The organism is Oceanospirillum sanctuarii, assembly GCF_002150805.1.
GTDB classification, from domain to species: Bacteria; Pseudomonadota; Gammaproteobacteria; order Pseudomonadales; family Halomonadaceae; genus Oceanospirillum; species Oceanospirillum sanctuarii.
This window is the reverse complement of the sequence record NZ_MTBA01000003.1, coordinates 289,440-302,220: the sequence shown is the minus strand read 5'-3', so window position 1 is coordinate 302,220 and position 12,781 is coordinate 289,440. Positions and strand designations below refer to the sequence as shown.

Here is a 12,781-nt window from a genome sequence, read left to right as displayed (position 1 = left end):
GAATATCGCTCCCAATACATGGGAGCGCGGGATATAAAAACGGGGCGCTGAATCAGCGCCCCGTTTTTATTATTGTCATTCTTGTTGCTTTGGTTTGGCTCAGGATCAGCTGTCGTTATAGGACATCTTGATACCCATGCCGCCATCAATAACAAAGTTCTGACCCGTGATAAAACCGGCCACATCAGTTGCCAGATAGCAGACCATGTAGGCGACATCATCCGGCTTGCCGATACGGCCAACGGGATGTTGTGCCAGATCAGATGGCGAATGAATCGGCTCAATGCGGGTGCGGGATTTCTGCCAGTCGCCCACTTCGATCCAGCCGGGGCTGATACTGTTGACGCGCACTTCACCGCTCAGGCTGATGGCCAGAGAATGGGTCAGAGAGATGACACCGCCTTTACTGGCTGCGTAGGCTTCGGTGTCACGTTCAGACTGCATGGCTCGGGTTGAGGCAATATTGATAATGCTGCCCTGCTGTTCCCGCAGATAAGGTACGGCATGTTTGCTGACCAGAAAAACGCCGGTCAGGTTAACATCCAGATAGCGCTGCCAGTCTTCCAGTGACAGATCTTCAATCGGGTCGTTAAACGGCGTGGACAGACCTGCGTTATTAACCAACACATCCAGTCGGCCAAACTCGCCAATAATCTCCTGAATACAGCCCTGAACCACAGGTTCATCCGCCACATCCAGCGAACAGGCTTTGATGGTGCCCAGATTTGCGTAGAGCTCAGCGGTTTCGTCGGCCGCTTCAAGATCGATATCGGCGCAGATGACGATCATGCCCTGGTGCAGCAATCCGCGACAGATAGCACGGCCGATACCCTGGCCACCGCCGGTAACTAATGCGACTTTTTGTGATGCAGCGTTTTGTGTCATAGCTCTGCCTTAGGGGAAATAGGGTCTTGCTTTGGTTTCTGCTCAGGTTTCCAGCAGGAAGGTAACCGGACCGTCATTTAACAGCTCTACCTTCATATCCGCACCAAAGCGACCGGTTGCGACAACCGGATGTAAATTTCTGGCCTGTTCAACAAAGTAGTTGTACAGCGCCTCACCCTCTGCCGGAGGGGCAGCGGATGAAAAACTGGGGCGAAGTCCTTTTTGCGTGTTGGCGGCCAGCGTGAACTGAGAAACCAGCAGTAAGCCACCGTTAATATCTGTCACGCTGAGATTCATCTTATCATCAGCATCAGCAAATACCCGATAGGCCAGCAGTTTCTTGAGCAGGCGGTCGGCATCTTCAGCTCGATCCCCTTTCTCCACGCCGATAAAGACCAGCAGGCCCTGATCGATCTCGCCAATGCACTGCTGATCAACTTCCACCTTTGCCCGGGCTACCCGCTGAATCAGTGCTCGCACGCTTAACTCCTTAATTTCCGGTCTTTAAAATGTCTGACAGGGCTATCTTAACCCATCCCGGCGCTTTAGCAGATGTTAAAACAGAGAAAAAATTATCGGTCAGATTTAACGGAAGGATCAGCTTCGCTCTCTGGCTGCATTTTGTGATTAGCGGTTTAACAGATTACGGATCTCGACGATCTGATCCCGGGCGTCTTCGAGAATCTCGAGACGTTGCTGACTGGTCAGTGGACCCGGAGCGATCTTCTCGTAGGAGGGAACCTGACTGATTGCGGGGGCACATGGCGATCGGTCATTCATGGCGATGCTGTGCAGGCGGGCAAGGATCAGAATATCGGCCAGAGTGGCGTCTTTGTCGTTAGGTTCATAGAACCAGGTATCCACATGCTGAACTGCGGTCACCAGAGAAACGGGTAGGTTCCAGCGGTGCAGAATCATGGCTCCGGCCTGTCCTCTGGCTTCCTGCATAATCTGATCGAGATAGTCCGCATCGTTAGCCAGTTCCGGATACTGATTAGCAAACTGCAACATCGGCAGTTCACCAATGTTGTGCAGCAGGCCTGCCAGTAATGCTTCTTCCGGCGGGATTTTGGTGCACTTTTTTGCCAGAACATAACAGATAGCAGCGAGCTGGATACTTTCTTTCCAACTACGCAGTTGGCGTTTGCGAACCCATGGCGCGGCGGGAATCTGATGTTGGTCGTGTAGCGCAAAAGCCAGGACCAGATGTCTCGTGGCGTTCAGCCCAAGACGCATAATGGCGTCGGACAACTGGCTTATCTGTCCCCGACCTCGGTAAAGGGGGCTGTTGGCCAGTTTCAGCAGACGGGCGGCCACAGAGGCATCTGCTGCAACCAGTGAGGTAATGCGGTCAGCATTAAGCTCTTCATCAACAATGATCTGACTGACTTTACGGGTTACTTCTGGCAGGGCAGGAAGGGTCAGTTGGTTTTGCATCAGGGCACGATAAAACTGCAGCACCAGCGGGTGACTGTTATCGTTAGCCAGCACCTCAGTCAGTGGCAGAGAAGGCTGTGTGCACTCGGCTTGCAGAGACTGCAGCAACTCACTGTCGATCAGAAAATATTCTGTTCGCGTCTGACTGACAATTCGGTTCGGGCTGGGTCTAAGATTGAGCAGGCTGAAGCGGCTTCGGTCATCACCGGCAGATAGGGTGATTTCGCTGTCGGCTTCGCCAAAAATGCTAATGCGACCACTGAGCAGAAACAGCTCTTCGCTGCGCTCATCCCCCCGGGGGCTGAGCTCTTCGCCCTCTTCAACGCGGCAGATCTCGATGCGGTGGCAGAGTAAAATCAGATTTTCATCGGACAGTTTTGAAAAGGGGACGAAAACTGCCAGACGTTCCGGAGAGAGAGTCAGTGTTTGCATAGAGGGATAGATCACTTCTTCTTGAGGCTGTCGCAGGGTGTTGTCCGGTGCTTAATCCCTTTTAGCGTTTCCGGAAGTCTGGGGCACGGCGATCAGAAATGACCGCTGCGCAGCATCACAAGTGTACAGCTTTCCTGCCAGGAGATACCTGCCTGGGTCAATGCCTGCTGCAATTCCCAGGATTCTGTTCCGGGGTTGAAGATCACCCGCTTAGGATTCAGGGCGATAATCTCGTCAATCTGTTCAGAAAGCTGAGAGGCATTGCGGTACAGGGAGAGGGTGTCAACAGGCTGGGGTACATCTGCCAGCTGGCGAACGCAGGCCTGTTCTTCGATACGGTCAAAGGCCGGATTTACAGCGGTGACCTGGTGCTGGTGTTCTGTCAGTAGACGTACGGCCTGATTGGAATAACGCTCTGCTTTCGGGCTGGCTCCCAGAACCACAACGTGCTGGGAGGATGAAGTTGTCTCTGTCATCGGTAGCTCCTTGAGGGCGTTGAAGGATCAGCTTTGCTTTTTCTGATCGTCCTGTTGAGGTGAGGCTGTCTGTGGTTCCGTAGTCTGTCCGGAAGACTCAGAGTTCTGATTATCAGACGCTTCTTGCTCTTTATTTTCTGCAAGGCTGTTATCGGTTTGCAGAGGCTTCTCATCGGATGATGTTTCGTCGACGGATTCGTCGTCATCCTGGTTGTCGTTCAGCTCTTGTTCCAAATTTTCCACATTCGGGTCGATATCCAGATCGACCAGCAGCTGATCTTCTCGCTCTTTGCGGAAATACTCTTCGGCAGCTTTACGACACTCGTCGAGATACTCGTGATAAAGAGCTACATCCTGAAGTGTTTTCATATTGCTCATCAGGTTGTGCTCTTTTGACATCAGAGCGATTCGGCGGAATTTTCGGGCTCTCAGGCGCGGGTTGTGGTGCACCAAAGGATAGATGCGGTGAATAAAGCCGCGTTTGCCTTCAATTTGCTGAATATATTCGGTAACGCTGTTCTTTATTCGGCGACGCTTCGCCAGCAGTTCCGGATAGCGTGACAGACCAGGCAGAAAGTGCATCATGCCGGTGCCGTGGCTCAGCCAGAGAACAAAAGCGATGCCCCCGGAAATACCACCCACCCAGGGATGAACCAGATTCAGCAGGGAGCTGGTGAAGAGGAATACAGAGACACCTAAGCCGAAAAACCAGCCCAGTCGCGAGCGACGGGCAGATTCGATTTCAAAGTCTGAGGGATAGTCGTCCAAAGAAAGCAGGTTGTAATCCAGCGTTTCCAGATCTTTGTACAGATTTTCACGTTCTGCTTTGATCCGGGCTTCTTCCGCCTTTTTACGTTCGTCCTGTTTTTTTTCTGCCTGTTTCGCTTCCCATTGCGCTTTGATCTTTTCTCTTTCGCGCTCAGCTTCCTTCTCCGCTATTTCTGCAGGCGTCATTTTATGATGCGCAGGATACACCCCCGGCACGGATGGCAGGTCTTTGGGTGATTTTGCAGAACTAGCGCCGGGCGCTAAATTTTTTTCATCCATTTTTTATCTAAGCAGGCTTATATAAGGTTGGGAGTAACCGGAGCCATATTAGCGCCGACCGCTCCTGAAAGACTGTTTCACGTTGTAACATCGTGAGACTTTGTGTGACTCACAACGATAGCCAGCCTTGGAAAATTGTTCTTTGGATTCAAAAGGTAATCTAACTGTCCTGAAGCTTAGTTTAAAGCAAAAAAAGCCCCGACATGAATAAATCTTGTCAGGGCTTTTTGACGATGGCATTTCAATGCTTACTTCGTCTTACAGGTGTTAACCCCGATCACTTTATACAGTGGGCAGAAGCCCAGCACTGCAGTCAGCAGAGGTACTATGCCAATCCAACCCCAGGGGGTTTGCGGGCCAACGAAAACCAGTGCGATCAGAACCAGTCCAACAACAATGCGCAAAATTTTATCGACGGAACCTACGTTTTTCATAACCGTTTCCTTTCAGGTGTTCAGACAAATGATCACGTCTTACTTTAGATTTGCTTTATGTACTTATAGTGAAGACTAGCCTTTTCTTTGCAGCTAAAAAAGCACTAGAGTAGCGCTATTTTGTAAAGGCTTTTTACCGAGGCGTTGTCAGGCCTGACCCGGGACAATTTAGCCTCTTTTTTTCAGTTGCACGGAGCACCCCATGCTTTTAGGACGACACAAGAGTTTTACCGCGTACTGGCTGACTCAGTTTTTTGGCGCGTTTAACGACAATGTCTACAAAAACACCCTGCTGATTCTTTTTGCCTACGGTGCGCTGACCGTGCCTTTGGGAAATGTTGGACTGGTGAATAATCTGGCCGCAGCCATTTTTATTCTGCCGTTTCTGCTTTTTTCCTCAATGGGAGCGAATCTGGCGATTCGCCATGATCATGCCTTGCTGATGCGTCGCCTGAAGATGGCGGAATGTGGAATTATGTTGCTGGCAGCTCTGATGCTCTGGCTAGATCAGGGTGCGATGCTGCTTTTGTTGTTGTTCCTGATGGGGACCCAATCAGCCCTTTTTGGCCCGGTGAAGTACAGTGTTCTGCCTGCCTGGTTTGAGCGGGATGATCTGATTTCGGCCAATGGCTGGGTTGAATTGGGTACCTTTCTGGCGATTCTTTTGGGCACGCTGGCGGCGGGCATACTTTTAAGTGCCGAGCTGGATCTTGGTGTGACACTGACGCCAAAAGACCTTGTTGCGATCACGATAGTACTGCTGGCGCTGATCGGCTTCTGGCAAAGTCGTCGTATTGAGCCGCTGAAGAATGAGCAACCTTCGTCGCCACAACTGAGTTTTTCTCAGACCATGAAGCTGTGTCACGAGAAAAAAGAGGGCTTGTATCTGGTCTGGTCGATCAGTTGGTTTTGGTTCGTCGGTGCTACGCTATTGACTCAGCTACCAGCCTGGGTTGAGAAGCATTTGGCGGCAGAGCCCTGGGTGTTTTCTCTGGTGCTGGGTTTCTTTGCTGGTGGCGTAGGTGTGGGCTCGCTAAGCAGTCGCAAGCTGCATGCTAAAATGAAATTTACCGGTGTTTATTGGTTGGGCAGTGCTTTGATCGCCGTCGGTATGCTGATGCTAATTTTTAGTGTGGCGCTGTCGACTACTCTGATCGCTTTTAGTCTGATGGGGATTGGTGGCGGTTGTTATGCGGTGCCTCTTTATACGCGACTGCAGCAGTCCTCCGGTGAATCCTGTGCCTGGCTGATTGCAGCAAACAACATCTATAACGCGATTTTTATGATTACCAGCGCGGTTCTGGGCATGGTGGTTCTTGGCATGCTGGGGCAGAGCATTGCAATGCTGATCGGTATAACCCTCGTTCTGCATCTGCTGGTGGTTGTTGTGTTCTATATCAGGCTGTCCGGAGCCCATTCAGGGTAGAATAAGCTTTCCTCCCCGGCATCTGCGCTGCAGTGTTGGGGAATCTGTATTTAAGGCGGGCTATGAATTTAGAGATCGATGCCCGGCGTCTGCCGGGATTACAAACTGTGGGCATGCTGGCGGTTGTGCTGTTTATCAGTCTGATTGTCAGCGGCTACTTCCTGTTTGCGCTGCAGAACCAGAAACAGCAGCAGTTAGAAAGTCTTGAGCAGGAAGTACTGGAGCAGCAGGAAGCACTTTTGATCTCAGAGCTGGATGCCACGGTCAGTTATATCCAGTACATGCGTACCCGCACCGAACAAGTTTTAAAAGAGCAGTCCAAAGTTTTTGTCGATCAGGCGATTTCTGTTGCCGATGCTATCTATGAGCAGAGCAAAGGCAGATTGCCAGATGACGAGATTAAGGCACTGATTCGTGAGTCCCTGCGTCAGGTACGTTTCTTTGATGGCCGGGGTTATCTTTTTATCGATGACCTCGACGGCATGTGTATCCTTCTGCCGACCGCGCCTCAGCTTGAAGGCAAATCCCTGTTTGATAACCGTGATGATACCGGGCATTACATTATGCGGGGTCTGATCGATGCCGTTCAGAATAGTCATCAATACGGTTACTCCCGCTACCGCTGGTATCCCCCGGGCAACAAAACCCGAATGGAAGATAAGGTCGCTTATGTACGCCTTTTTGAGCCGTACGACTGGATTATCGGGGCCGGTGACTATCTTTACCGGATCGAAAATGATCTGAAGCAGGAGGTGATCCGCAGGCTGGAAAACTTCCGCTTTGGCGACAACGGTTATATCTCAGTTCTTGATCTGCAGGGCAACACGCTGGCCAATACTGCGCTGACCACGTTGGCAGATACTACCGTGATGCGTGATCTGCAGCGTGGTGCCATCGAAGCCATTATGGATACTGCCGCCGCTGGTGGTGGCGTTGTGGAATACAGTTGGTTTTATCCGGATGGCCGGGGGCCGGTTGAGAAACGCTCATTGGTGAAGATTGTGCCGGAATGGGGCTGGGTATTGGTGGCCGGTATCTATCCGGATGATCTGACCCCGATGCTGAAAGAGCACAAGGTTTTGCTGGATCAGGAAAGCAGTGAGTCAGTACGTTCATTCCTGTTTGTGCTCTGTATTGCCCTCTTACTGTCGCTGGTGCTGATTCTGCTCTATTCCCGCTGGCTGAAAAAACTCTTTATCGATTACGAACTCAATATCGAACGCCAGAAGGCGCAGTTGATGGATAACAGCCGTGAGTTGGAGCTTTCCGCTCAGGTGTTCCGCAATGCGACAGAAGGTATTGTGATCACTGATTCCCGCAACCGGATTCTGGCGGTGAATCCGGCCTTTACCGAAATTACCGGATATTCAGAGGCAGAAGCCCTCGGGCAGAACCCTTCTTTTATGGCATCGGGCAATCACGATGAGCGCTTTTACGAGGATATGTGGTCCCGTTTGAGCAAAACCGGTCAGTGGCAGGGTGAAGTCTGGAACCGCCGTAAAGATGGCGTTCTGTTCCCGGAGTGGCTCTCTCTGAGCATGGTGAAAGAAGGTGGTGAGATTAAGAACTATATCGCCACCTTAAGTGATATCTCTCTTAGAAAAGCCAACGAGAAACGCCTGCGCTATCTGGCGGAATATGACTCTCTAACGGACCTGCCAAACCGTCGTCTGTTAGCAGATCGCGTGGACCAGGCGATCCATCTGGCCCGCCATAATAATGCGCTGCTGGCGCTGTTGTTTGTGGATCTGGATCGCTTCAAAAATGTTAATGACTCTCTGGGACATGAGGTAGGTGACCGCTTACTGTGTGCCGTTGCTAAACGTTTGACCGATCTTGTTGAAGAAGGTGTTACCGTCAGTCGGGTCGGAGGCGATGAGTTTGTGCTTCTGTTGCCGGAGCTGGAACATCCGAATGAAGCGGCTGTACTGGCACGTGATGTGTTGCAACAGATCGGGCAACCGGTGGAGCTGGGGAGCCACACTCTGACGCTGACACCGAGTATCGGTATTGCTCTTTACCCGGGGGATGGGTTGAATTTTGAGATGCTGTTCCGCAATGCGGATGCGGCGCTCTATCACGCTAAGGCTCAGGGGCGTAATCAGTATCAGTTCTTTACTCAGCAGATGAATGATGACGTTTCCCGTCGTTTGGTGATGGAAAATGCCCTGCGCAAGGGGATCTCCGGAGGTGAGCTGCGACTGGTTTATCAGCCTCAGTTCTGTCTGAACAGTATGCGCCTGCGGGGGGTAGAGGCTCTGGTGCGTTGGCAGCATCCGGAGCAGGGCTTGGTGCCGCCGGACTTCTTCATCGGGTTGGCTGAAGATACCGGCCTGATTTTGGAGTTGGGCGAGTGGGTGCTGCGTGAAGCCTGTACTCAAGGGCAACGGTGGCGGGATGCCGGTTATCCGGATATTGAAGTGGCGGTGAATGTTTCTGCTCATCAGTTCCGTCCGGGATTGGCTGATCAGGTTCAGCTGGCGCTTAAGCAGACCGGTTTTCCGGCTAAGAATCTGGTGATAGAGGTTACTGAAAGCACCCTGATGCAGGGGGCTTCTCAGGCAATCGAGATTCTGGGTGAGCTGAAAGCGTTGGGTGTTTGGTTGTCGCTGGATGACTTTGGAACAGGTTATTCATCGCTCGCGTACCTGAAGCGTTTCCCGCTGGATAAGCTGAAGATCGATAAGGCCTTTATCTCAGAGTTACCGATGGATGCTGATGACGCGGCGATCACCAGCGCTATTATCGGACTGGCGAAGAATCTGAATCTGCTGACGGTTGCCGAAGGTGTCGAAACCACCGAACAGCTGCATTATCTGCAGGAATTAGGCTGCAATATTGCGCAGGGTTTCCTGTTGGATCGTCCGCTCTGGCCGGATGATATGGAGGCGCGTCTAAAGACCGAACAGCGCCGGTTGGCGGCCCTGAAAGAGAAAAATGAGCCTTAAGAATTGTCCGCTTATGAAGGTGTTGCTTTATAGATGCTGTGTGCTTATAAAGCAGGCTTTCTTAATGGTGAGGGGAAAGGGCTTATCGGGACAGACAGGCCCTTTCTTCAAACTGACGCTTGGTCTTAAGCAGTTCCGTCTCTTTCATCGGCTTGGCCAGCAGGAAGCCCTGTGCTTCGTTACAGCCAAGTTCACGAATAATCTTTAACTGATCTTCGGTTTCAATCCCTTCCGCCGTTACGCTGAGATTAAAGTTGTGAGCCAGTTGGATAATGGTCTGCACAATATTGCGATCGCTTGGATCGTCGCCATCCAGTTCCTGCACAAACGCCTGATCGATCTTCAGAGTATCCGCTGGCAGTTTCTTCAGATATGCCAGCGATGAATAACCGGTACCAAAGTCATCAATAGCGATGCGGATACCCTTCTCCCGAAGCTGGCTCAGGGTGGCGATGGAGTGTTCAACATCTTCCAGCATGCTGGTTTCGGTTAGTTCCAGTTCCAGTAGCTCCGGCGGCAGGCCGGATGAGCTCAGACAGCGTTCCACAATTTCCGGCAGATTGGGCTGGCGCAGCTGTCGGGCAGACAGGTTTACCGAGATGCGCATCTGGTGACCGTGTTTCAGCCATTGGCTGGCGTAGATGCAAGCGCGCATCAGTACCCACTCACCCACTGAGGTGATCAGTCCCATCTCTTCCAGAACCGGAATAAACTCTCCCGGTGAAATCATCTTACCGTCGGCTTTGATCCAACGCAGCAGCACTTCGGCGCTGTTGATCTGACCGTTTTCAAGGTCAACCCGGGGCTGGAATACCAGATGAAACTCTTTGTGCAACAGTGCCTGACGCAGCTGGTTCTCCAGCTGAACCCGCCGTTGGGTTTGCAGGGTCAGATCTTCAGTGAAGAAACCAAAGTGCTGGTCGTGTTCCTTGCAGCGGTGCATGGCGCTGTCGGCTTTGTTGACCAGCTCATCAAACTGGTCGCCATCGTAAGGGTAGAGAGTAATACCCAGGCTGACGCTCATAAAGAGCTCGGCCTGAGTCAGCTCGAATGGCAGCGCCATAACCTGCTGAATCTTTTGTGCCAGATGAGCGGCCTGATCCGGTGTTTGTATCTCTTCTGCCAGCACCATAAAGGCATCACTGCCAAGACGGCCGACGAAGTGTGAGGGTAGCGCTTTACGCAATCGATTGGCGGTCTGACGCAGAAGCTCGTCGCCTGCAGGTCGCCCAAGGCTATCGTTGATGCGGCTCAGGCGATCCAGATCCACCAGAAACAACGCCATTGGTGTTTTGCGACGCTGCATGACGTGCTGTTCGAACTGTTCCGACAGGCGCTGGCGGTTGGGCAGGCCGGTCAGGGCATCGAAGCGGCGCAGGTAGTTAAGGCGCTGTTCGCTGTTGATCAGATCGGTAATGTCCCGGCCGGTGGCAACAAAATGACTGATCTGGCCATCTTCATCACGAATCGGCGTGATGGTCTTTTCTTCATGGTAACGCTCACCGTTCCGGCGGCGGTTGATAAAGATATTGCGATAGCTTTCACCGGCGCGCAGGGTTTGCCACATCTGGGCATAAAAATCTCTGTCATGCTCATCGGAGCTGAGAATGCGCGGGTTGTTGCCGATCACTTCCTGTTCGCTGTAGCCGGTTTGGCTCAGAAAGGCAGGGTTTACATATTCGATACTGCCGTGACAGTCGGTGACCATGACCATATCTTCGGTCTGTTGCATCGCCTGATGGAAGTGAACCGGCAGATGCTGAGCTGCCTCATATTGAGTCACATCCTTCAGGGTGATCTGTAATAGCTCTTCCGCCAGAGTGCTGGTCGGCAGTGGCGTGAGGAAGATCTGAATCCGTTTCTGGTGTTCGCCATAGAAAAAAGTCAGGCTGAGCTGGCCATCGCAAAAGCGTTCGCAGGCTTGTTTCAGCTGTTTCGTCTGAGTCAGATCGAGGCGGTTGAAGAGTTCCTGGCCGGAAAGCGGGTGGCTGATAGATGCGCCATAGGCAAGCAGATGACGGGCGGCCTTGTTTGCATATTGCAGGCTGCCATCACGGGTTGCGATCAGGGTTGGAACGCTCAGATTGTCCAGCGCGGCCAGCTGCGCCGAGTTTGCAGAATATAAAGAGGTTTTTTTCGCGTTCATGAAGCCTGTCGATATCTCATCAGTAGGCGTTCCTGTGCCTCTTTTAAACTGATCCTGATAGTTGCCTTAGTCCCTATAAAATATCAGGCTTGTGGCCAGCATCATAGAGGCTTGTGAGAGGTATTTTATAGCCTTGTTTTAGAAGCACTTTTTCCGATGATGCGATCACAATCGAACCAATCAGAAAGAAAAAGCCCGCAACGGGTTGTCAGGCATTGCGGGCTTTTCTGCGGGTGTCAGTATGCTGATCAGCTGCTGCGTTTTACCGCCATATCAGCAAACAGAGCCAGGCGTTCTTTAAACGGTGAGTCCGGCAGGCACTCGAGGCTGGCCTTGGCTTTATCTGACATTTCGAAGGCTTTCTGTTCGGTGTAATCCAGAGCACCGGTTTTGTTGATGATTTCCAGAACCGGTTCCAGGAATTCCAGGCCGCCTTTGCGCACCGCCTTGCGGATCAGCTTGGCATCTTCTTCGCTGCCGACTTCCATCGCCCGGATCAGAGGCAGAGTCGGTTTGCCTTCGGCTAGATCATCACCAACATTTTTACCCATGGCGCTGGCATCGCCCTTATAGTCCAGCAGATCATCCTGCAGCTGAAACGCAAGGCCCAGATAGTTACCGTAATCAGCCATATTTTGCTGCTGTTCTTCTGTCGCGCCGGACAGAATGGCTGCCGACTGGGTTGCCGCTTCAAACAGCATGGCGGTTTTGGCTTTAATCACCGTCATATACTGTTCTTCGGTGATTTTCGGGTTGCGCACGTTAGTCAGCTGCAGTACTTCGCCTTCTGCGATCACGTTGGTGGCGTTGGCGTAGATTTTCAGAATATCCATGTGGCCGATGTTCACCATCAGCTCAAAAGCGCGGGTATAAAGGAAGTCGCCAACCAGAACGCTGGGAGCATTGCCCCATTTGTTGTTAGCAGTATCGCGGCCTCGGCGCATATCGGACTCATCAACCACATCGTCATGCAGCAGGGTGGCGGTATGGATGAACTCCACCAGAGCCGACAGCGGGATGCGTTTGTCGTCGTTGCATTCCAGAGCTTTACAGGTCAGTAGTACCAGCAAAGGGCGCATGCGCTTGCCGCCACTATCGACGATGTATTCGGCAATCTTTTCAACGAGGGGCACCCGGGAGTGCAGTTGGTCAATAATGTAGGTGTTCAGTGCGGCGAAATCGTCCGCGACCAGATCGTGGATGGCGCTCTTTGGCTGCATGTTCAGGACTGCTTTTTCTCGTTGATTGGCTAACAGGTGTCAGATTGCCCGGAGGGCTGTCCGAATGCTATTGGGCAGGGGGTAGGGTGTCAAGGAAACGCCGGAATAAGGGCGTTGAATAATCGGTCACACAGGGCTTTTGCTGAATTATCAGTGCGTTGCCGTTTTTTCATGCTTTGATGTGCAAAATGTCCGCTAAAAAGCGGGTCTTTAGGTTGCCGTTGCCCGTCGCTTACTATAAAATTCGCGCCCTGCTTAGTTACTGTGCGCAACTTATGTATGCCGCAGTCCTTTGCTCCCTGTCCGATAGTTGCCAGAGCGCTTCTATTC

At 52.0% G+C, this 12,781-nt stretch carries 10 protein-coding genes; 2 read left to right on the top strand and 8 right to left on the bottom strand.

Features of this window, described 5'->3' with window-relative positions; genetic code table 11:
- Positions 1–105: 105 nt before the first annotated feature.
- The 6 genes from BV405_RS05155 to BV405_RS05130 form a co-directional block, all read right to left on the bottom strand.
- A complete protein-coding gene (locus BV405_RS05155) occupies positions 106–885 on the bottom strand; it encodes an SDR family NAD(P)-dependent oxidoreductase (protein WP_086479798.1) in 780 nt (259 codons plus the stop codon).
- A gap of 42 nt (positions 886–927) precedes the next feature.
- Positions 928–1,365 (bottom strand): D-aminoacyl-tRNA deacylase, encoded by a 438-nt coding sequence (gene dtd / locus BV405_RS05150; protein ID WP_086479797.1) that lies wholly within the window; start codon positions 1,363–1,365, stop codon positions 928–930.
- 147 nt (positions 1,366–1,512) lie between these two features.
- Positions 1,513–2,754, bottom strand: coding sequence for an HDOD domain-containing protein (locus tag BV405_RS05145; protein WP_086479796.1), 1,242 nt, complete (start codon positions 2,752–2,754; stop codon positions 1,513–1,515).
- Positions 2,755–2,846: 92 nt separating this feature from the next.
- Positions 2,847–3,230 carry a CoA-binding protein gene (locus BV405_RS05140; protein WP_086479795.1) on the bottom strand — a complete coding sequence of 128 codons (384 nt, stop codon included), beginning with the start codon at positions 3,228–3,230 and terminating at the stop codon, positions 2,847–2,849.
- Positions 3,231–3,257: 27 nt separating this feature from the next.
- Positions 3,258–4,277, bottom strand: coding sequence for a hypothetical protein (locus BV405_RS05135; RefSeq protein WP_217895572.1), 1,020 nt, complete (start codon positions 4,275–4,277; stop codon positions 3,258–3,260).
- A gap of 248 nt (positions 4,278–4,525) precedes the next feature.
- Complete coding sequence (locus tag BV405_RS05130; protein WP_086479793.1) at positions 4,526–4,711, bottom strand: YgaP family membrane protein; 186 nt, start codon at positions 4,709–4,711, stop codon at positions 4,526–4,528.
- 202 nt (positions 4,712–4,913) lie between these two features.
- On the opposite strand from BV405_RS05130, the gene BV405_RS05125 reads away from it, so the two are divergent.
- On the top strand, positions 4,914–6,137 hold the full coding sequence (locus tag BV405_RS05125; RefSeq protein ID WP_086479792.1) for an MFS transporter: 1,224 nt from the start codon (positions 4,914–4,916) through the stop codon (positions 6,135–6,137).
- A gap of 62 nt (positions 6,138–6,199) precedes the next feature.
- A complete protein-coding gene (locus BV405_RS05120; protein WP_086479791.1) occupies positions 6,200–9,085 on the top strand; it encodes a bifunctional diguanylate cyclase/phosphodiesterase in 2,886 nt (961 codons plus the stop codon).
- Between the two features lie 82 nt (positions 9,086–9,167).
- On the opposite strand, the gene BV405_RS05115 is transcribed toward BV405_RS05120, so the two are convergent.
- Both BV405_RS05115 and ispB read right to left on the bottom strand, forming a co-directional pair.
- Positions 9,168–11,231: a putative bifunctional diguanylate cyclase/phosphodiesterase gene (locus BV405_RS05115; protein WP_086479790.1), complete on the bottom strand. Its 2,064-nt coding sequence runs from the start codon at positions 11,229–11,231 to the stop codon at positions 9,168–9,170.
- Between the two features lie 248 nt (positions 11,232–11,479).
- Positions 11,480–12,451, bottom strand: coding sequence for an octaprenyl diphosphate synthase (ispB, locus tag BV405_RS05110; protein WP_086479789.1), 972 nt, complete (start codon positions 12,449–12,451; stop codon positions 11,480–11,482).
- Positions 12,452–12,781 lie beyond the last annotated feature (330 nt).